Annotated in this window: 16 protein-coding genes; 7 read left to right on the top strand and 9 right to left on the bottom strand. The window is 73.6% G+C overall.

Translation table 11 applies throughout. The annotated features are described in order from the left end of the window. Nucleotides 1–126: 126 nt before the first annotated feature. The 3 genes from ACZ4E1_RS00780 to ACZ4E1_RS00770 all read right to left on the bottom strand — a co-directional run bounded on the left by ACZ4E1_RS00780 (nucleotide 127) and on the right by ACZ4E1_RS00770 (nucleotide 3,268). Nucleotides 127–1,065, bottom strand: coding sequence for a 3-oxoacyl-ACP reductase (locus ACZ4E1_RS00780; RefSeq protein ID WP_467534548.1), 939 nt, complete (start codon nucleotides 1,063–1,065; stop codon nucleotides 127–129). Nucleotides 1,066–1,288: 223 nt separating this feature from the next. Next, nucleotides 1,289–2,365, bottom strand: coding sequence for a Zn-dependent alcohol dehydrogenase (locus ACZ4E1_RS00775; protein ID WP_467534547.1), 1,077 nt, complete (start codon nucleotides 2,363–2,365; stop codon nucleotides 1,289–1,291). Between the two features lie 48 nt (nucleotides 2,366–2,413). After that, complete coding sequence (locus ACZ4E1_RS00770; RefSeq protein WP_467534545.1) at nucleotides 2,414–3,268, bottom strand: MaoC/PaaZ C-terminal domain-containing protein; 855 nt, start codon at nucleotides 3,266–3,268, stop codon at nucleotides 2,414–2,416. Between the two features lie 309 nt (nucleotides 3,269–3,577). Here ACZ4E1_RS00770 and ACZ4E1_RS00765 point away from each other — a divergent pair, with 309 nt between their 5' ends. From ACZ4E1_RS00765 to ACZ4E1_RS00750, 4 genes are read left to right on the top strand one after another with little or no spacing between them, the layout of a single operon-like run. Then, complete coding sequence (locus ACZ4E1_RS00765; RefSeq protein WP_467534543.1) at nucleotides 3,578–4,510, top strand: ABC transporter ATP-binding protein; 933 nt, start codon at nucleotides 3,578–3,580, stop codon at nucleotides 4,508–4,510. 1 nt (nucleotide 4,511) lies between these two features. Then, nucleotides 4,512–5,228: an ABC transporter permease gene (locus ACZ4E1_RS00760; RefSeq protein ID WP_467534541.1), complete on the top strand. Its 717-nt coding sequence runs from the start codon at nucleotides 4,512–4,514 to the stop codon at nucleotides 5,226–5,228. Between the two features lie 25 nt (nucleotides 5,229–5,253). Beyond that, complete coding sequence (locus ACZ4E1_RS00755) at nucleotides 5,254–6,525, top strand: sensor histidine kinase (RefSeq protein ID WP_467534540.1); 1,272 nt, start codon at nucleotides 5,254–5,256, stop codon at nucleotides 6,523–6,525. Nucleotides 6,526–6,572: 47 nt separating this feature from the next. Then, complete coding sequence (locus ACZ4E1_RS00750) at nucleotides 6,573–7,205, top strand: response regulator (protein WP_399126219.1); 633 nt, start codon at nucleotides 6,573–6,575, stop codon at nucleotides 7,203–7,205. A 150-nt stretch (nucleotides 7,206–7,355) separates the two neighbouring features. On the opposite strand, the gene ACZ4E1_RS00745 is transcribed toward ACZ4E1_RS00750, so the two are convergent. After that, nucleotides 7,356–8,801 carry a DHA2 family efflux MFS transporter permease subunit gene (locus ACZ4E1_RS00745; protein ID WP_467534538.1) on the bottom strand — a complete coding sequence of 482 codons (1,446 nt, stop codon included), beginning with the start codon at nucleotides 8,799–8,801 and terminating at the stop codon, nucleotides 7,356–7,358. Nucleotides 8,802–8,928: 127 nt separating this feature from the next. On the opposite strand from ACZ4E1_RS00745, the gene ACZ4E1_RS00740 reads away from it, so the two are divergent. Both ACZ4E1_RS00740 and ACZ4E1_RS00735 read left to right on the top strand, forming a co-directional pair. Next, nucleotides 8,929–9,573 (top strand): SUKH-4 family immunity protein, encoded by a 645-nt coding sequence (locus ACZ4E1_RS00740; RefSeq protein WP_467534536.1) that lies wholly within the window; start codon nucleotides 8,929–8,931, stop codon nucleotides 9,571–9,573. Between the two features lie 67 nt (nucleotides 9,574–9,640). Then, on the top strand, nucleotides 9,641–10,204 hold the full coding sequence (locus ACZ4E1_RS00735) for a GNAT family N-acetyltransferase (RefSeq protein WP_467534534.1): 564 nt from the start codon (nucleotides 9,641–9,643) through the stop codon (nucleotides 10,202–10,204). A 13-nt stretch (nucleotides 10,205–10,217) separates the two neighbouring features. On the opposite strand, the gene ACZ4E1_RS00730 is transcribed toward ACZ4E1_RS00735, so the two are convergent. The 4 genes from ACZ4E1_RS00730 to ACZ4E1_RS00715 all read right to left on the bottom strand — a co-directional run bounded on the left by ACZ4E1_RS00730 (nucleotide 10,218) and on the right by ACZ4E1_RS00715 (nucleotide 16,641). Then, nucleotides 10,218–11,408, bottom strand: a complete 1,191-nt coding sequence (locus tag ACZ4E1_RS00730; RefSeq protein ID WP_467534533.1) for a lipid-transfer protein — start codon at nucleotides 11,406–11,408, stop codon at nucleotides 10,218–10,220. A 1,817-nt stretch (nucleotides 11,409–13,225) separates the two neighbouring features. Next, nucleotides 13,226–14,407: an acyl-CoA dehydrogenase family protein gene (locus ACZ4E1_RS00725; protein ID WP_467534531.1), complete on the bottom strand. Its 1,182-nt coding sequence runs from the start codon at nucleotides 14,405–14,407 to the stop codon at nucleotides 13,226–13,228. A gap of 83 nt (nucleotides 14,408–14,490) precedes the next feature. Further along, nucleotides 14,491–15,672 carry a CaiB/BaiF CoA transferase family protein gene (locus ACZ4E1_RS00720; protein WP_467534530.1) on the bottom strand — a complete coding sequence of 394 codons (1,182 nt, stop codon included), beginning with the start codon at nucleotides 15,670–15,672 and terminating at the stop codon, nucleotides 14,491–14,493. A gap of 63 nt (nucleotides 15,673–15,735) precedes the next feature. Continuing rightward, a complete protein-coding gene (locus ACZ4E1_RS00715) occupies nucleotides 15,736–16,641 on the bottom strand; it encodes a LysR family transcriptional regulator (protein WP_467534529.1) in 906 nt (301 codons plus the stop codon). 144 nt (nucleotides 16,642–16,785) lie between these two features. Between ACZ4E1_RS00715 and ACZ4E1_RS00710 the strand changes: the two genes are divergently transcribed. Further along, nucleotides 16,786–18,003, top strand: coding sequence for an alpha/beta hydrolase family protein (locus ACZ4E1_RS00710; RefSeq protein ID WP_467534527.1), 1,218 nt, complete (start codon nucleotides 16,786–16,788; stop codon nucleotides 18,001–18,003). A gap of 13 nt (nucleotides 18,004–18,016) precedes the next feature. On the opposite strand, the gene ACZ4E1_RS00705 is transcribed toward ACZ4E1_RS00710, so the two are convergent. Continuing rightward, a complete protein-coding gene (locus tag ACZ4E1_RS00705) occupies nucleotides 18,017–18,709 on the bottom strand; it encodes a TetR/AcrR family transcriptional regulator (RefSeq protein WP_467534525.1) in 693 nt (230 codons plus the stop codon). Nucleotides 18,710–18,813: the final 104 nt, after the last annotated feature.

Genomic DNA, 18,813 nt, shown 5'->3' with positions numbered 1-18,813 from the left:
ACGCGTGACGGGCCCGGCGACATCTCGGATGTCGCCGGGCCCGTCGTCATGTGCGGGTGCGGGTGCGCTGGTGCGGGTGCGCGGGTGCGGGTGCGCGGGTGCGCGGGTGCGGTGCGCCGTCTGGGGTCAGTCGTGCTTGAGGCCGAGGATCTCCGCCGCGGCGAAGGTCTCGTTCGCGGGGCGGTCCTTGTAGTGCGGGGTGAGCAGCGCGTCCAGTTCGTCGTACGTGAACGCCTCGTGCGCGGTGTCGAACTTGGCCTGGACGCGGGGGCGGTCGACGACGGCGACGATGCCGCCGTGCACGACGAGGAGCTGGCCGTTGATGTTCGCCGCGGCGGGCGAGGACAGGTAGCCGACGAGCGGGGCGACGTGTTCGGGGGCCAGCGGGTCGAGTCCCTCGTCCGGCTCGGCGAACCCGGCGAAGACGTCCTCCGTCATCCGGGTGCGGGCCCGCGGGCAGATGACGTTCGCGGTGACGCCGTACTTGGCCAGGGCCAGGGCGGTCGAGGTGGTCAGGCCGACGATGCCGCCCTTCGCGGCGGCGTAGTTGGGCTGGCCGGCGGAGCCCGCGAGGAAGGCCTCGCTGGACGTGTTCACGATGCGGCCGTAGACCGGGGCGCCGGCCGTCTTCGAGCGCTCGCGCCAGTGGCGGGCCGCGAAGTGGGTGGTGTTGTAGTGGCCCTTGAGGTGGACGCGGATGACCGAGTCCCACTCGTCCTCGGTCATGGAGAAGATCATGCGGTCACGCAGGATGCCGGCGTTGTTGACCAGGATGTCGAGCTGCCCGTAGGTGTCGACGGCCAACTGGACGAGCTCTGCGGCCTGTTGGTGGTCGGCCACGTCTCCGGTGTGGGGGGTCGCGTCGCCTCCGGCCGCGCGGATCTCCTGGGCGACCTGTTCGGCGGGGCTGGTGTCGGCCGCGCCGGAGCCGTCCCGGCCGGGCTGGCCGAAGTCGTTGACGACGACGTTCGCGCCGAGGCGGGCGAGTTCCAGGGCCTCGGCCCGGCCCAGGCCGCGGGCACCTCCGGTGACGATTGCCGTGCGGCCCTTGAGCGGCTGGTCCATGGTGGGGCTCCTTGTCCGTGTGCCTGTGCGGGTGTCGTCGTGGCGGGGCGGGTGTCAGGGCACGGCTCAGCGCCGTGGGGGGTGTGGTGTCTCGTTGCCGGGTGCGGCTTCGGTGGGGGCTGGTCGCGCAGTTCCCCGCGCCCCTGAAGGCGCACTTCGTGCGCCCCAGGGGCGGAGCTCCTTCGGGTGGTGCCCCAGGGGCAGCGCCCCTTGAAGGGAACGGCTACAGCTCGATGCAGGTCCTCAGGGCTACGCCCGTGCGCATCTGGGTCAGGGCCTCGTTGATGTCCGTCAGGGGGACGCGGTGGGTGATCAGGGAGGCCAGGTCGATGCGGCCCGCGCGCCAGAGGGAGATCGCGCGCTCGTAGGACGTCAGGACGTCGCCGCCGCCGTACATGGAGGGCAGGATCCGCTTCTCGTCGAAGAAGAGCTCGAACATGTTGAGCTGGAGGAAGTCGTCGAGGGCGCCGGCGCCGACGACGACGAGGGTGCCGCCGCGCCGGGTCGTCTCGTACGCGGTGCGGGCCGTGGCGGACTTGCCGACGACCTCGAAGACGTAGTCGAAGCCCTCCCCCGCGGTGATCCGCTGCTTGGCGTCCGCGAGTTCGTCCGGCGCGACGGCCTCCGTCGCCCCGAACTTGAGCGCCGCCTCCCGGCGCGAGGCGACCGGGTCGACGGCGACGATCTGGGCCGCGCCCTTGAGCCGCGCGCCCTGGATCGCCGAGATGCCGACGCCGCCGCAGCCGATGACCGCGACCGACGAACCGGCCTCCACGTCCGCCGTGTTGACCGCGGCGCCGAGTCCGGTCGTCACGCCGCAGCCGATGAGCGCGGCGATGTCGAAGGGCACGTCGTCGGGGATCGGCACGGCGCACCCGGCGTCGACGACGACCTCCTCCGCGAAGGTCCCGGTCCCGGCGAAGCCGAACACGTCGCCGCCGGGCCGCTTGAAGTTGGGCGTGCCCGCGTTCATGAACCCGGCGAGACACAGCTGGGTCTGGCCGCGCTTGCAGGCGGGGCAGGCGCCGCAGGAGGGCAGCCAGCACATCAGGACGCGGTCGCCGGGCTTGACGTGGGTGACGCCGTCGCCGACGTCGAGGATCTCGCCGGCGCCCTCGTGGCCGGGGATGAACGGGGCGGGCTGCGGCAGCACCCCGTTCATCGCGGACACGTCGGAGTGGCACAGGCCCGTCGCCCGTACCCGGATCTTCACCTTGCCCGGACCGAAGCCGACCGCCTCGACGTCGTCCAGTACCTCGAGTTTGTCCTGGCCTATCTCGTGCAGTACGGCTGCTCGCATGGGTGCGGCTCCTTCGCCTGAGTACCGGGGAGGTACTGATGCCTTCTGTCAGCTGTGCTCGATGAGGGTGTCCGCGAGGACCGGCGCCTCGTCCCGCTCCACCGCCGAGACCGTCACCTGGACCCGGCCCGGCTCCTGCCACATCCGCACGCGCAGCGTCTCGCCGGGGAAGACGACACCGGCGAAGCGCGTGCCGTAGCGGGTGACGCGGGAGACGTCGCCGCCGAGCGCGTGGTCGACGACGGCCTTGAGCGTCATGCCGTACGAGCACAGGCCGTGCAGGATGGGCCGGTCGAAGCCGGCGAGCTTGGCGAACTCGGGGTCGGCGTGCAGCGGGTTCCAGTCGCCGGACAGGCGGTAGAGGAGGGCCTGTTCCTCGCGGATCGGCCGGTCGACGGTGCGGTCCGGTGCGCGGTCCGGGACCTCCAGGCGCACGGAAGGCCCGCGGTCGCCGCCGAAGCCGCCCTCGCCGCGGACGAAGATCTGCGCGTCGCTGGTCCACAGCGGGCCGTCCTCGTCGGCGACCTCGGAGCGCAGCACGAGGACGGCGGCCTTGGTCTTGTCGTAGACGGCGGCGACGCGGGAGGTGGTGGTCGCCCTGCCCTTGACGGGGATCGGCCGGTGCACCTCGATGGTCTGGCCGCCGTGCAGCACGTGGGCGAGGTTGACCTCGACGCCGGGGCCGGACAGGCCGCCGACGACTCCCATGCCGGCGCCCGCGACGGTCGCGAAGCTGGGCAGGACGTGCAGCTTCGACTCGAGGGTGTAGCGCAGCTCGTCGGGGTCGGTGGCGGGGATTCCGGCACCGAGGCCCAGGTGGTAGAGCTGGATGTCCTTGTGGTCCCAGGTGATCTCGGCGGACCGGGGCTCGGCGGCTACGGCCTTCGCGGCGTCGATGGGCATGGGGCGAGCGCTCCTCACGTCGTACGTCCCGTACGGGTACTGCTGGGTGGTGCTCGGTGGTGCGGGTGGTGAAAGACCTCGGCGCGGCCGTCCGCACCGTCGGTCGCGCCGAGGTCGTCAGGGGCCGGATCTAGAACCTGTTTCATTCCGTCCGGCGATCCTCATGTATAGCCAAGAGGGCGGGGGTTGGGAAGGGCCGGGACCCGCCTTTCTGACTGAGTGTCAGAAACTGGCCGTGACATTTGTACCGCCGATGTCCGGACAAGCGGATCTGCCGCCGGGCCGCCCCTGCTCCGTAGCGTCTTGGACATGACGACGAAGACGACACACACCGGCCCGGGCCCCGCGCCCGCCGTGTCCTTCACGGGGGCCGTCAAGACGTTCGGCGAGGTCAGGGCCGTGGCAGGGCTCGACCTGACCATCGCCCCCGGCGAGACGGTCGCGCTGCTCGGCCGCAACGGCGCGGGCAAGTCCACCACCATCTCCCTGCTGCTCGGCCTCGACGAGCCCGACGCGGGCCGGGTCGAACTGTTCGGCGGGGCGCCGCAGGACGCGGTGCGGGCCGGCCGGGTCGGCGCGATGCTCCAGGAGGGCAAGGCGGTGCCCCGGGTCACGGTGGGCGAGCTGGTCTCCTTCGTGGCCGGGCGCTACCCGGACCCGATGGACGTGGGCGAGGCGCTGCGCCTGGCCGGGATCGAGGAGCTGGCCGGCCGCCGGGTCGACAAGCTGTCGGGCGGTCAGACGCAGCGGGTCCGCTTCGCGGTGGCGCTCGCCGGGAACCCGGCGCTGATCGTCCTCGACGAGCCGACCGCCGCCCTCGACGTGGAGGCGCGGCACGCGTTCTGGGCGTCGATGCGGGCGTACGCGCGGCGCGGCCACACGGTCCTGTTCTCCACGCACTACCTGGAGGAGGCCGACGCGCACGCGGACCGGATCGTGGTGATCGACCACGGCCGGGTGGTGGCCGACGGCACGGGCGAGGAGCTGCGCCGGGCGGCGGGCGGCAGCCTGGTCTGCTTCGACCTGGCCGGACGCGGCATCGAGGGCCTCGCGCTGCTGCCGGGCGTCGTGTCCGTCGAGGTGACGGGCGAGCGGGCCCGGCTGCGCACGGAGGACCCGGACGCGACGGTCATGGCGCTGGCCGCGCTGGACGCCGTACGGAACCTGGAGGTCGCACCGGCCTCCCTCGACGACGCCTTCATGGCGCTGACCGCGGACCCCCGCGACCTGGAGCGTGTGTGACATGTGGGACTACCTGCGGCTCGAAGTGCGGCGCACCCTGCGCGACGGCCGGTTCGTGATCGGCTCGGTCGCGATGCCGGTGATGATGTACCTGCTGTTCACCAACCTCGGTGACGTGGACGGCACATGGAAGACCGGCTCGATGATCGGCATGGCGGCCTACGGGGCGCTCGGCGCGGCGCTGAACACGGCGGGCGGGGTCGCCGAGGACCGGGCGATCGGCTGGCTGCGACAGCTGCGGATCACGCCGATGACCCCGCGTCAGGGCGTGATCGGGCGCGCCCTGACCGGCGCGGTGACGGTGCTGCCCGCCATCACGGCGGTGATGCTGGCCGGCGCGCTGGTCAACGGCGTACGGCTCGACTGGTGGAAGTGGCCGGTGATCGCGCTCGTGCTGTGGCTGGGCTCGCTGCCGTTCACGATGCTGGGCCTCGGCAACGGCTACCGGATGACCTCGCAGGCCATGGGCGGCATCAACATGCTCTGCTATCTGGGCCTCGCGGTCCTCGGCGGGCTGTGGTTCCCGGTGACCCTGTTCCCGGACTGGCTCCAGCGGGTCTCCTCCTTCACGCCCACGAACCGCTTCTCGCAGCTCGGCACGGCCGTCGCCGACGGGCACGTGCCCTCGCTCGCGGCGCTCGCCGTCCTGACCGCCTGGCTGCTGGCCTTCGGTTCGTACGCTGTGGTCTCGTACCGCAGGGCCGCGCGCACCATCTGATCGATCGACACGGGGAGTCGGACACATGGCCGGGACGAGGATCCGCCGGGGCTGGGCCGAGTGGCGGCGGTCGCTGGACCTCTGGAAGACCGAGCACGCCTACGCGAAGGCGGAGCTCAAGCGGGCGAAGGCCGAGGGGCGGGGGAAGCGGGAGCGGCTCCCGGAGGAAATGGCTCCGGCGCCGAACGGGTTCTCGCTGCTGCCCTGGCTGCTGATGGGCATGGGCGCGCTGTCCAACCTCTTCTCCGACCAGGCGACCGACCCGGTCATCGGCGGTCTGGGCCTTCTGACCTTCAACTCCCTCTACATCTTCGTCGTGTTCCGCGCCTTCAGGACCCAGTCCCGCGAGGCGCTGTCGACACGGCTCGCGCTGGTCGCGATGACGCTGTTGACCTGCGCTCTGGCCGGCGTCTACGGGGGCAGCTGGCTGGCGTTCTTCCCGCTGCTCGGCCTCGCCGTCGGCGCGGTCGCCCGGGGCCCGCACCTGGGCAGGATCGGTCTCGCCCTGACGGTCCTGTCGGCGGTGGTCGGCGGGCTGCGCGACGGCTGGGGCGCGATCGGCGTCGCGTACGGCACGTTCCTGTCGACGATGGTGACCGCCGCGATCCTGTCCCTGTCCGAGGCCGTACGGGAACTGCGGGCGGCCCGCGAGGAACTGGCGCGGCAGGCCGTGGAGAAGGAGCGGCTGCGCTTCTCGCGCGACCTCCACGATCTGCTCGGACACACCCTGTCGGTGATCGTCGTGAAGGCGGAGGCGGCCCGGCGGCTCGCCCCGCACGGCCTCGACGCGGCCCTGGAGCAGGTCTCCGACATCGAGGCGGTCGGCCGGCAGGCGCTCACCGAGATCCGCGAGGCGGTCACCGGGTACCGCGAGGGCAGCCTCGCCACCGAACTGGACCGGGCCCGCTCGGCGCTGACCGCGGCCGGGATCGAGCCCGTCGTACGGCAGTCGGGGGCGCCGCTGTCCGCGCAGAACGAGGCGCTGCTCGGCTGGGTCGTGCGGGAGGCGGTCACCAACGCGGTGCGGCACAGCAGGGCCGGGCGCTGCACCATCACCGTCGACAGTCCCGGCGAGCGGGTGCGGGTGCGGGTCTCCGACGACGGGGTGGGCGAGGCGGCCCCCGCGCCGGGCGCCGTCGGCGGGACCGGGCTCAAGGGGCTCACCGAGCGGCTCGCGACGGCGGGCGGTTCCCTGGAGGCCGGGCCCGGTCCGCGCGGCGGGTTCGTCGTACGGGCCGAACTCCCGGCCGGTGAACCGGAGTCGGCGCCGGACGCGGCGCTGGCGGAGCGGGCTTGACCGCGCCGGGCGCGCCCCGGGCCCGTAATCTCTCCCCTGTGACCGAGATGCCGCAGGACCACCGGCCCGCCAAGAGCGTGCGGGTGCTGCTCGCCGAGGACCAGGGCATGATGCGGGGCGCGCTGGCGCTGCTGCTCGGCCTGGAGCCGGATCTGGAGGTCGTGGCGCAGGTCGCGGCCGGTGACGTCATCGTCGACAAGGCCCTGGAGTGCCGGCCGGACGTGGCGCTCCTGGACATCGAACTGCCGGGCCGCAGCGGGCTCGACGCGGCGGCCGACCTGCGCGAGGAGGTACCCGACTGCCGGGTGCTGATCCTCACGACGTTCGGGCGGCCCGGGTATCTGCGCCGGGCGATGGAGGCGGGCGCCGCCGGGTTCCTCGTCAAGGACGGGCCGGTGGAGGAGCTGGCCGAGGCGATCCGGGCGGTGCTGCGGGGGGAGACCGTGGTGGACCCGGCGCTCGCCGCGGCGGCGCTCTCCGCGGGGCCCAGTCCTTTGACGGCGCGCGAGGCGGATGCGCTCCGCGCGTCCGTGGATGGTGCGACCGTGTCGGACATCGCCGGGAAGTTGCACCTGTCGGAGTCGACGGTGCGGAACTATCTCTCGTCGGCCATCGGGAAGACCGGGACGCGGAATCGGATGGAGGCGGTCAGGGAGGCACGCCAGAGGGGGTGGCTCTGACCGTCGGCCGCCGCGCCCCCGGTGGGGGCTGGTCGCGCAGTTCCCCGCGCCCCCAGAGGCGAACGGCTTCGCCGTTCAGCCTCTATCGGGGAAATGCGACCCGAAGGGTCTGCATTTCAGGGGCGCGGGGAACTGCGCGACCAGCCACACTCAACCCGCGGACTGCGACGCACGCGCCCGCGGCAGCCCCGCGATCAGAATGACCAGCGCCACCAGCAATATGGACCCACCCCACTGGAACGCCCCCGCATACCCATGGGTGAGGCCCGCCGGATCCGACCGACCCGCGGAGCGACTCGCCGCGACCGTCGACAGCACCGAGAGCCCCAACGCCCCACCCAACGTGCGGGACGTGTTGACGAGCCCGGAGACGAGCCCCGCGTCGGAGGCCGCCGCCCCCGACGTGGCCAGCGAGGCGAGCGGCGTCATGGCGAGCCCGGCGCCGGCCATCATCGCGATCCCGGGCAGCATGATCGTCGTCACGTACACCCCGTGCTCCGTCATGGTCGACTGCCAGAAGAACCCGGCGACGGTGACGGCGACCCCGAGCGCGGCCACGTTCCGCGCCCCGATCCGCCGCATCAGGCGCGGCGCGAGCTTGGAGCCGGCGACGACCGCGAGGGAGCTGGGCACGAGGGCGAGCCCGGCCTCGATCGGGGTGTACCCGAGCACGTTCTGCGCGTAGAGGGTCATGAAGAACCACATGGCGAAGCTGCCCATGCCGCACACGAACATCGCGGCGTTGGCGACGGCCACGGGCCGTACCCGGAACAGGGCGAGCGGCATCAACGGCACCTTCGTACGGGCCTCGACGAGGAGGAACGCCGCGATGAGCAGCACGCCGACCGCCAGGGGCACGAGCGTGCCGGCCGCGCCCCAGCCCTCCGCCTCGGTCTGCACGATGCCGTACGCGAGGACGGCCGTGCCGGCGGTGACGAGCACCGCGCCGGGCAGGTCGAGCCGGCGGGCGCCACCGGCCCGGGACTCGCGGATCCAGCGGGCGGCGGCCGCGAGGACGACGGCGCCCAGCGGCACGTTGATCAGCAGGACCCAGCGCCAGTCGAGCGCCTCGGTGAGGACGCCGCCGACGAGTCCGCCCGCGGCCCCGCCGCCCGCGCCGACGGCGGTCCAGGTGGCGATGGCGCGGGCGCGGGCGGCGCCCTCGGGTACGGCGGCGGTGAGCAGGGTCAGGGTGGAGGGGGCGAGGACGGCGGCGCCGAGGCCCTGCACGGCGCGGGCCACGAGCAGCTGCCAGCCCTCCTGGGCCAGCCCGCCGCCGAGCGAGGCCAGCGTGAACAGGCCGAGCCCGACGAGGAACATCCGCTTGCGCCCGTAGAGGTCGCCGGCCCGGCCGCCGAGCAGCATGAATCCGGCGAAGGCGATCGAGTACGCGTTGACGACCCATTGCAGACCGCCGGCGCTGAGCCCGAGGTCGGCGCGCATGGACGGGAGGGCGACGTTCACGACGGACACGTCGAGGACGACGAGGAACTGTCCGGCACAGGCCACGGCCACGACCAGCCAGGCGGGCGGGGCGGGCCTGGCCGCGCGTATCTCGGTCTCGGAGCCGGTGGAGCCGGCGGGCGTTCGCAGCATGAGTGTCATGGTCCCAGGCCGCCGACGCCCCGTACATCAGGATTTCGGTGCACCTGGCATGGGCCACCGGTCATACGTCCCGGGACCTAGGTCCCGGTCCTGACGTGCGTGTCCTTAGGGTGTCCCGGTGATCTCCACCACCGAACTCTCCGAACTCCCCGAACTCTCCGAACTGGCCGCCGGGAAGCCCGGCGCCGCCTGGCTGGAGTCCTGCTTCGGCGCGGGCAGCCTGTGGCGCCCCTCCCCCGCCGACCTGCCCGCCGCGCTGACCCACGAGCCGACCCGGGCCTTCCTCACCGAGGTCGGCGTCCCGGCGGTGCGGCTCGACGCCGTCGACTACGACTCGGCGAAGCTCACCGACGAGGGCATGTGGGAGGCGGACCCGGGCGAGCTGTTCGGCGAGCGCACCCCGGACGATGACTCGCCGCCGAGCCGCTACTCGTACTGCATCGGCACCGGTTGGGGGGTGCTGCACCTCATGGTGTCCGGTGACAGCGGCACCGTGGAGGTGTACGACCCGGACGGCTGGGACCACGCGGCGGGCTACGGCGGCTACGCGGCGGACTCGCTCCCCGAGTTCCTGGTCGCGCTCGGGGTGGTCGTCCTGTACCGGCGGAAGTTCGAGGACGCGGAGCCGCAGGCGGCACTGGACGGCCTGGACGAACTGGCCGCGGTGCTCGACCGGTTGCGGCAGGGCCCGGAGTTCTCCGACTTCTGGGAGACGCGCCTGGAGGAGCTGCGCGAGGACCTCGAGTGCGAGCTGGACGACTGAGCCCGGCGCGCGGGGTCGGTCGTCATTCTGTGGCCGGGCCCGCGTCGCCTCGGCCAGAATGCGCCGGATGACGACTCCCGCGGAGACCGCCTTCACCCACAAGCCCGTGCTGACCGGCGAGAAGGTGTTGCTGCGCCCGTTCACCGAGGAGGACGCGGTCGTGATGGCCGGGGTCATCACCGACCCGGAGGTCGAACGGTTCACGGGCGGCGGCACGTTCACGCTGGAGCGGCTGCGCGCCTGGTACGGCTCGCGGGCCGCGCAGACCGACCGGCTCGACCTGGCCGTGACCGATCGCGCGACGGGCGAGCTGGTCGGCGAGGTCGTCCTCAACGAGTGGGAACCGGAGCACCGCTGCGCCACGTTCCGTACCGCGATCGGGGCGCGCGGCCGGGGCCGCGGGCTCGGCTCGGAGGCCCTGCGGCTCGTCGTCCGGTACGGGTTCGAGTCGGCCGGGCTGCACCGGATCCAGCTGGAGGCGTACGCGGACAACGAGCGGGCCCTGCATGTGTACGCGAAGGCCGGTTTTCTCGTCGAGGGCGTACGCCGGCAGGCCGAGCGGTGGGACGGGCGTTGGCGGGACGCGGTGCTGATGGCGGCCCTCGCCGACGAGTGGCCCGGGACGGCCTGAGGCCTGCCGCGGGTCAGGGGCGGCGCAGGAGGGTGACGACCGCGGCGCCGCCGAGGCCGATGTTGTGGGCGAGTCCGACGCGCGCGCCCTCGACCTGGCGGGCTCCGGCGGTGCCGCGCAGCTGCCAGGTGAGTTCGGCGGCCTGGGCGATGCCGGTGGCGCCGAGCGGGTGGCCCTTGGAGATCAGTCCGCCCGACGGGTTGACCACCCAGCGGCCGCCGTACGTCGTGGCGCCGGACTCGACGAGCTTGCCGGACTCGCCGGGGGCGCACAGGCCGAGGGCCTCGTAGGTGAGGAGTTCGTTGATGGAGAAGCAGTCGTGGAGCTCGATGACGTCGAGGTCCTCGGGGCCGAGGCCGGAGGCGGCGTAGACCTGGCGGGCGGCCTCGCGGGACATCGGCTGACCGACGACGTCGATGCAGGAGCCGGACGCGAAGGACTCCTCGGTGTCGGTGGTCATGGCCTGCGCGGTGATCTCGACGGCCTGGTCGCCGAGGTCCCGCTCCTCGACGAAGCGTTCGGAGACGACGACGGCCGCGGCGGCGCCGTCCGAGGTCGGGGAGCACTGGAGCTTGGTGAGCGGCTGGTGGATCGTCTTCGCGGCGAGGACCTCGTCGACGGTGTACGCGTCCTGGAACTGGGCGTAGGGGTTGTTCACCGAGTGGCGGTGGTTCTTGGCGCCGACGGCGGCGAGCTGGGCGGCCGTCGTGCCGTACTTCTCCATGTGCTCGCGGGCCGCGTCGCCGAAGATCTGGGCGGTGGGCGGGCTCATCTCGAAGCCGTGGCGGGCGGCCATGATGCCGTAGTGACGGGCGACCGGCGAGGTCTTGAAGTCCCCGCCGTCGGCCCCTCCGCCCAGCGCCCCGCGCTGCATCTTCTCGAAGCCGAGGGCGAGGACGCAGTCGTCGACGCCGCTCTCGACGAACTGGCGGGCGAGCATCAGGGCGCTCGATCCCGTCGCGCAGTTGTTGTTGACGTTGTAGACCGGGACGCCGGTCAACCCGAGTTCGTAGACGGCCCGTTGGCCGGCCGTCGACGCCTGGAAGCAGTACCCGACGGGCACCTGCCGCACGTCCTCGTACGCGACCCCGGCATCGGCGAGCGCGGCCTCCCCCGCCTCCTTCGCCATGTCCCAGTACTGCCAGTCGCGACTCTCCGGCTTCTCGAACTTGGTCATACCGACGCCGACTATGTACGCCTTCATGGCTACGGTTCCCTCCGGACTACCAGTACCTGACGGACCGTCAGATACTGACACCCCGAGCCCGCCATGTGAAGGGGCCCGCACCCGCGAGCGCCGCGGCCTCCTGCCGGGGGCACGATTCTGTTCCTCTGCAGTGCGGGACGGTGCGCCTGTGCGGAGCGGCACGGTGCGCCCGTGCGGAGCTGGACGGTGCGCCCATGCGGGGCGGCACGGTACGCCCATGCGGGGCGGCACGGTACGCCCATGCAGGGCGGCACGGTACGCCTATGCGGAGCCGCACGATGCTCCTCCGCGGAGCGGCACGGTACGCCCATGCCCGCGCCTTTCCCGCGCCCCGATCCCACCCACCCGCCCCCTCCGGGGGCGTCGGCCCGGCACCGGGGCGCGGCACTGGATCGATCGGCGCCTCCGCAGCGCGGGCGCGATCAAGGTGAGGGCAGATGCGCCCCGTCAAGGGCGCGGGGCTGTATCGGCATGCGGCTCCGCCACGTGCACGCGACCAGCCACGACGGCGCTGCAGCCGGCGACGATGTTCGAGCCCTGCGGCGGGTCGTAGCAGCCGGGGCTGACCACGGGGCCGCACTCGGCGCCGGGCGCTACCCATCGGCCCAGCCCCGCTCCCACCCACCCGCCCCCGCCGGGGGCGTCGGCCCGGCACCGGGGCGCGGCAACAGGACGAATCAGCGGCTCCGCCACCGGGAGCGATCACGGCGGGCGTAGATGTACCCCGCGAGGGTCACGGGGCTGTGCCGCCGGCAACGATCAGGGCGGGGTCGGCATACCCCGTCAGGGGGGCACGGGACCGTGTCCACATGCGGCTCCGCCGCGTGAGCGCAATCAAGGCGAGGGCAGGTGCGCCCCGGCAGGGGCGCGGGACTGTATCGACATGCGGCTCCGCCACGTGCGCGCGACCAGCCACGACGGCGCTGTATCCGCCGACGGCGTTCGGGCCCTACGGCGGGGCCAGTAGCCGAGGCCACTGGAACGCGCACCCGGCACCGGGGTGCCGCCTTGCCCACCCGTGCCGCCCCAGGCGGCAGACTGCCTAAGACTAGGTCGACCAGAACGCGCGCCCAGGGCTGGGCGCACTGCTTGAGGCCGGGCGCCGGGCCCGACGCCCCCGGAGGGGGCGGGTGGTGGGAGAAGGGGGCAGGCCACGAGAGAGACGCCGGGTCGGGTGGGAAGAGGCTCCAAGTCGCAGGGAGAGGCGCCAGGGCAAGTGCGCCCCGTCAGGGGCGCGGGGAACTGCGCGACCAGCCACGACGGCGCCGCATCCGCCGACGGCATCCGGACGGCCCAAGGCGGCGCAACCAGAACGCACGCCGGGGGCCTGCGTGTTGCCCGAGGCCGGGCGCCGGGCCGACGCCCCCGGAGGGGGCGGGTGGGTGGGAGCAGGGGCCGGCGATGGGCGGCACCCGGCGCCGAGTACTGCTCATGGGGCGGAAGGCGGGCGCAGGTGCGCCCCGTCAGGGGCGCGGGGAACTGCGCGACCAGCCACGACGGCGCCGCATCCGCCGACGGCATTCGGACGGCCCAAGGCGGCGCAACCAGAACGCACGCCGGGGGCCAGCGTGTTGCCCGAGGCCGGGCGCCGGGCCGACGCCCCCAGAGGGGGCGGGTGGGTGGGAGCAGGGGCCGGGCTATGGGAGAGGCTCCCCGCGCCGGAGGCGGGAGGCGCCCAAGACGGAAGGCGCCGGAGGCGGAAGGTCCCGGGCGCGGGAGGTGGGACCCGGGAGGGCCCTGGGCGGGACGGCCCGGCGGGGGCCAGGGTGGGGTGTGGGTGGCCCCCGCTCGGACCCGGCGGGGGCAGGGCCCGGTCAGCGGAAGGCGGCGTGGCCCGTCAGGGCCTGGCCCAGGGACAGGGTGTGCATCTCCGTGGTGCCTTCGTAGGTGAGGACCGATTCGAGGTTGTTGGCGTGGCGGATCACGGGGTACTCGAGCGAGATTCCGTTGGCGCCGAGGATCGTACGGGCGGTGCGGCAGATCTCGATGGCCTCGCGGACGTTGTTCAGCTTGCCGAAGCTGATCTGGGCCGGGTGGACGCCGGCGTCCGAGTCCTTCAGCGCGGAGAGGTGCAGCGCGGTGAGCGTCGCCTTGTGGAGTTCGAGCGCCATGTCGACGAGCTTCTGCTGCGTGAGCTGGAACGCGGCGATCGGCTTGCCGAACTGCTCCCGCTGGAGGGCGTAGTCGCGCGCCGACTGCCAGGCCGAACGGGCCGCGCCGGTGACCCCCCACACGATGCCGTACCGGGCCTCGTTCAGGCAGGTCAGCGGCGCACCGACACCCCGCGCCCCGGGCAGTTGCGCGGAGGCCGGCAGCCGTACCCCGTCCAGGACCAGCTCACTGGTCACCGACGCCCGCAGCGACATCTTGTGCTTGATGAGCGGCGCGGAGAAGCCGGGCGAGTCCGTCGGCACGACGAAACCGCGGACCCCGTCCTCCGTCCGCGCCCAGACGACGGCGACGGCGGCCACCGACCCGTTCGTGATCCACATCTTGCGGCCGTCGAGGATCCAGTCGTCCCCGTCGCGCCGGGCCCGCGTCGTCATGGACGCCGGGTCCGAACCGTGGTCGGGCTCGGTCAGTCCGAAGCAGCCGATGGCCTCGCCGGAGGCCATCCGCGGCAGCCACTCCTGCTTCTGCTCCTCCGAGCCGAAGCGGTGGATGGCGAACATGGCGAGGGAGCCCTGCACGGAGACGAAGGAGCGCAGCCCGGAGTCGGTGGCCTCCAGCTCCCGGCAGGCGATGCCGTACGCGCGGGCCGACATGCCGGCGCAGCCGTAGCCCTCCAGGTGCATGCCGAGCAGCCCCATCTTGCCGAACTCGCGGGCGAGTTCGGGCAGCGTGGGCATCTCGCCGCTCTCGAACCACTCGGCGATGTGCGGTTCGACCTTGTCGTCGAGGTACTGGCGCACGGTGTCGCGCACGGCGCGCTCCTCGTCGGTGAGGAGGGCTTCGAGGTTCAGCGGGTCGACGGGGTCGAGTGCGGGGAACGGCATGAGGGTCTCAGACTCCTTGCGGGTGACGGCTGGTGAAGACTGGTGACGGATGGTGAAGGCCGGTGACGGCTGGTGACGGCTGGTCAAAGCTGGTTGCGGTCGTCGTCGTGCTGGCCGAGCAGGGGCGGTGCGGTGCGTACGGCGGGGCGTACGCCGTCGAAACTCACAGGGAATGCGACCTGGCGCAAGCGCCCGGCGGTGGGATGGTCCACCTCCTGGACCATGCCGAGCGCCTCGGTCTGCGGGCAGGCGTACACCTCGTCGAGGTGCCGGATGGGCGCGACGGGCACGCCCGCCGCCTTGAGCCGCTCGCACCAGCCGGCGACGGTGTCACCCTTCAGCGCGCGGCCCAACTGCTCGTTGAGTTCGGCCCGGTTGACGACGCGGGCGGCGTTCGTCGCGTAGCGCGGGTCGTCGGCGAGCGCGTCCAGACCGAGCGCCTCGCCCAGGCGGCGGAACAGCGCGTCGTTGCCGACGGCGATCACGAAGTGCCCGTCGGACGCCTCGTACGCCTGGTACGGGACGAGGCTCGGGTGCCCGGAGCCGAGCCGGGTCGGCCGCTCCCCCGTGGCGAAGTGGGCGGTGGCCCAGTTGGCGTGCAGGGCGAGCTGGGTCTCGTACAGAGACGTCGTGACGTACTGGCCGCGTCCGGTGCGGGCGCGCTCCACGAGGGCGGAGGTGACGCCGATCAGGCCGAAGAGGGCGGCGCCGAGGTCGCCCATCGCGAAGCCCGCCTTGACGGGCGGGCCGTCCGTCTCGCCGGTGAGGGACATGAGGCCGGCGGCGGCCTGGGCGACCATGTCGTAGCCGGGTTCGTCGCGCAGCGGGCCGCTCTCGCCGAAGGCGGAGATGTGCAGGACGACCAGGCGCGGGTGGCGGGCGGTGAGTTCGCGGTAGTCGAAGAGGCGGGCGAGGCTGCTGCCGGGGCGGAAGTTCTCGACGAGGACGTCGGCGTCGGCGAGCATCCGGTGCACGGCCGCCTGCCCGTCCGCCGACTTGAGGTCGAGGGTGACGGAGCGCTTGTTGCGGTTCGCGGCGAGGTAGTAGGTGGCGTCCTCGCCCTGGAACGGCGGGCCCCAGCGGCGGGTCGGGTCGCCGCCCTCGGGGTGCTCGACCTTGGTCACGTCGGCGCCGAGGTCGGCGAGGGACATGGTGGCGTACGGCCCGGCGAGGATCTTGGACAGGTCGACGACCTTGATCCCGGCGAGCGGCGCGGCGGGCTGCCGTACCTGCGTCTGGGGCTGCTGCGGCTGCGGATCGGGCATGGCGTTCACTCTGCCCCGGGGATTAAGTGCTGTCCAAGACCGATTCCGGACCGCAGTGTGCCGCTACGCCACATAATCCGCCGGGGTCGGGAGCACGCGCTCGGCGATCTCCAGGACGGCGGCGAGGGCGGCGCTGTCGTTGCCGGTGCGCCAGGCGAGCGCGATCGGCAGGACGGGCACGCCCGGGCCGACCAGCGGCCGGAAGACGACGTGCTCCAGATGGATCGAGCGCGCGGAGCCGACGACGACGGCGACCCCGACCCCGGCGCCGACCAGGGCGAGCAGGTTGTACGAGTCCGGGGCCTCCTGCGCGATGCGCGGGGCGAACCCGGCGTCGTGGCAGCCCTGCACCATGGCCTCGCGCACGGCGGAGCCGCGGGCGACGGGGAAGGTGACGACGCGCTCGTCGGCGAGGTCGGCGAAGGTCACCCCGTCCCGGGCGGCGAGCCGGTGGTCCTCGGGCAGGGCGCAGACGAGGGGCTCGGCGCGGACGACGCGGGCGGTGATGCCGCGGCGTACGGGCAGGGCGGCGACGCCGAGGTCGATGGTGCCGTCGGTGAGCCGGGCGAGTGCCTCGCCGGTGAAGATCTGGCCCTCCAGGACCAGTTCGACGCCGGGGAGTTCTGCGTTCACGGCACGGGTCAGGGCGGGCAGCGCGGCGTAGGCGCTGGCGCCGCCGAAGCCGACGGTGACCCGGCCGGTCTCGCCGTGCTGGGCGGCGCGGACGGTGCGGCGCAGGGCGGCGGCGTCGGCGAGCAGCCGCCGGGCCGGTTCCACGAGTGCCTGCCCGGCGGAGGTGAGCCGCACGGTCCGGGTGGTCCGCTCGAAGAGCCGCACCCCGAGGTCCCGCTCCAGCAGCCGGATCTGCTGGCTCAGCGGTGACTGGGCGATGTGCAGCCGCTCGGCGGCCCGCCCGAAGTGCAGTTCCTCGGCGACGGCGACGAATCCGGTGAGGTGTCTGAGCTCCACGGGTGCGACGATACGGCCCGGCCGGTGCCGCCGCCCGTGGGCCCGGGGTGCCGCCCGGGCGACGGTGGTCGGCCCGTGGTACTACGCGGAGGTCCCACCGTGCGCCGACGACCCGGCCCTACCACGGGGCCTATCTTCCCCTGCATGACGACTAGTTCGCGCCGGTCCGCCGTGACCGTGGCCCTCGCCCTCGCCCTGTCCGTGCCGCTTCTCCCGGCCGCCGCGACCGCGGCCACGCCCCCGTCCCCGTCTCCGTCCCCGTCGCCCGGGGTCCGCGCGTCCGCCCCGGCGCCGGACGCCGCCGTACCGGAACTGCCGGTTCCCGGCGGCGCGCACCCGGTGGGGCGCCGCACGCTGCATCTCGTCGACCGCAGTCGTCAGGACCTCTGGGTGCCGACGGCGCGGGGCCGGGAGCTGATGGTGTCCCTGTCCTACCCGGCCCGCGCCGCCGAGGGCGCGGCGGCGCCGTACATGACCGTCGACGAGGCCCGGCTCCTGCTGGCGGCGCGCGGTCTCGGCGGTCTGGTGCGGGCCGAGACGGTCGCGGGGACGCGCACGCACGCGTACCGGTCGGCGGCGCCCGCGCCGGGGCGCTTCCCGCTGGTCCTGCTCTCGCCCGGCTTCTCGATGCCGCGCACCACGCTGACCTCGCTCGCCGACGAGCTCGCCAGTCGCGGCTACGTCGTCGCGACGGTGGACCACGCGTACGAGTCGGTCGGCACGGAGTACCCGGGGCACCGCGTCCTGCCGTGCGCGGCGTGCGAGCCGGTCGACAACGACCCGGTGGCGCGGGCGGCCGCCGTACGGAACCGGGCCGCCGATCTGTCCTTCGTGCTCGACGAACTGGCGGATCCGCACCGGGCGGGCGCCGTGTCCCGCATGATCGACTTCCGGCGGGTCGGGGCCGCCGGGCACTCGATCGGGGGCGCGTCCGCGGCGGCGACGATGGCCGCCGACGACCGGGTGCGGGCGGGGGTGAACCTGGACGGCGACTTCTACCTGCCCGAGCCGGGTGCCGGGCTCGGCCGGCGCCCGTTCCTGATGATGGGCACCGCGGACACCCACGCCCCGGGCTCACCGGGCACGGACTGGCCCGCCGCCTGGACCCGCCTCGGCGGCTGGAAGCGGTGGCTGACGGTGACCGGCTCCGGCCACTACACGTTCACCGACCTGCCCTACGTGGCGGAGCGGCTCGGGCTGCCGGACCCGTCGGTGCCGCTGTCGGGCACGCGCAGTTGGCAGATCACCAGCGCGTACGTCGCCGCCTTCTTCGACCTCCAGCTGCGGGGCAGGTCCGCCCCGCTGCTCGACGGCCCCACGGCGGCGAACCCGGAGGTCGCCTTCCGGCGCCCCGCGGCCTGACGGCCCGGACCGCTCAGCCTCCGGCCGGGCCGAGCAGTCCGTCGACGAAGGTCCGCAGCCCCTCGGGGTACGTGTCGCGGGCGGAGAGGGCGGCCCAGCGGGGGGCGACGGCGGCGAGGTGCGGGACCCGGCCGGCGTCGAAGGTCTCGCGGAAGGCGGCCGGGGTGCGGTCGGCGCGGCGGTGCGGGGAGTGGGCGCGGACGAGGATCTCGCCGACCGTGTAGTACCAGAGGTGCCGGAAGATCTCGACGGAACGGTCCGGGGTGCAGCCGTGGTCCTGGGCGGCGGCGAGGACGGCCTCGACCATCCAGAGCGCGGACTCGTCGAGCAGGCCGATGAAGCCGTCGGCGGTGAGGATCTCCGCGGCCCAGGGCCAGGCCGCGAGCGCGTCGTGCATCGCGGCGGCTGCCGCGACGACGCGCTCGCGCGGGTCCTCCGGCAGAGGCGGGCGCTCGATCCGCTCGACGTAGTGGTTGAGCAGGAGGACGAGCAGGTCGTCCTTGCCCTCGATGTGGTGGTAGAGGGTCGTCGCGCCGATGCCGAGCTCCGCGGCGAGCCGGCGCATGGAGAGCTTCTCCCAGCCGTCCTCGTCGATGAGCCGGCGGGCCGCCGCGACGATCTGCTCGCGCGAGGTGACACGGGGGCGGCCCGTTCGGGCCCCTCGCGGGGCGGTTGCGGGTGTCTCGGGCGCGGGCGTTGCGGACATGGGGCCATCATGCCCCGCTCCGGCCGCCGGGCGGCTGTCGGAGCGACGGGTCCGGTCGACAGCCGTACGCTCGCGCGCTACTTTAGGAACGCGTTCCGAAAGTC

Source organism: Streptomyces sp. NPDC025806, from assembly GCF_055558275.1.
The sequence above is the reverse complement of the archived record's forward strand: the minus strand, read 5'-3'. Positions and strand labels throughout refer to the sequence as shown.

What these genes read in the sequence shown, in the direction of transcription:
- ACZ4E1_RS00705 (WP_467534525.1), bottom strand. Translation starts at nt 18,709, where the DNA reads ATGTCCGCAACGCCCGCGCCCGAGACACCCGCAACCGCCCCGCGAGGG.
- ACZ4E1_RS00755 (WP_467534540.1), top strand. Translation starts at nt 5,254, where the DNA reads ATGGCCGGGACGAGGATCCGCCGGGGCTGGGCCGAGTGGCGGCGGTCG.
- ACZ4E1_RS00780 (WP_467534548.1), bottom strand. Translation starts at nt 1,065, where the DNA reads ATGGACCAGCCGCTCAAGGGCCGCACGGCAATCGTCACCGGAGGTGCC.
- ACZ4E1_RS00735 (WP_467534534.1), top strand. Translation starts at nt 9,641, where the DNA reads ATGACGACTCCCGCGGAGACCGCCTTCACCCACAAGCCCGTGCTGACC.
- ACZ4E1_RS00710 (WP_467534527.1), top strand. Translation starts at nt 16,786, where the DNA reads ATGACGACTAGTTCGCGCCGGTCCGCCGTGACCGTGGCCCTCGCCCTC.
- ACZ4E1_RS00770 (WP_467534545.1), bottom strand. Translation starts at nt 3,268, where the DNA reads ATGCCCATCGACGCCGCGAAGGCCGTAGCCGCCGAGCCCCGGTCCGCC.
- ACZ4E1_RS00765 (WP_467534543.1), top strand. Translation starts at nt 3,578, where the DNA reads ATGACGACGAAGACGACACACACCGGCCCGGGCCCCGCGCCCGCCGTG.
- ACZ4E1_RS00745 (WP_467534538.1), bottom strand. Translation starts at nt 8,801, where the DNA reads ATGCTGCGAACGCCCGCCGGCTCCACCGGCTCCGAGACCGAGATACGC.
- ACZ4E1_RS00750 (WP_399126219.1), top strand. Translation starts at nt 6,573, where the DNA reads ATGCCGCAGGACCACCGGCCCGCCAAGAGCGTGCGGGTGCTGCTCGCC.
- ACZ4E1_RS00730 (WP_467534533.1), bottom strand. Translation starts at nt 11,408, where the DNA reads ATGAAGGCGTACATAGTCGGCGTCGGTATGACCAAGTTCGAGAAGCCG.
- ACZ4E1_RS00760 (WP_467534541.1), top strand. Translation starts at nt 4,512, where the DNA reads ATGTGGGACTACCTGCGGCTCGAAGTGCGGCGCACCCTGCGCGACGGC.
- ACZ4E1_RS00720 (WP_467534530.1), bottom strand. Translation starts at nt 15,672, where the DNA reads ATGCCCGATCCGCAGCCGCAGCAGCCCCAGACGCAGGTACGGCAGCCC.
- ACZ4E1_RS00725 (WP_467534531.1), bottom strand. Translation starts at nt 14,407, where the DNA reads ATGCCGTTCCCCGCACTCGACCCCGTCGACCCGCTGAACCTCGAAGCC.
- ACZ4E1_RS00775 (WP_467534547.1), bottom strand. Translation starts at nt 2,365, where the DNA reads ATGCGAGCAGCCGTACTGCACGAGATAGGCCAGGACAAACTCGAGGTA.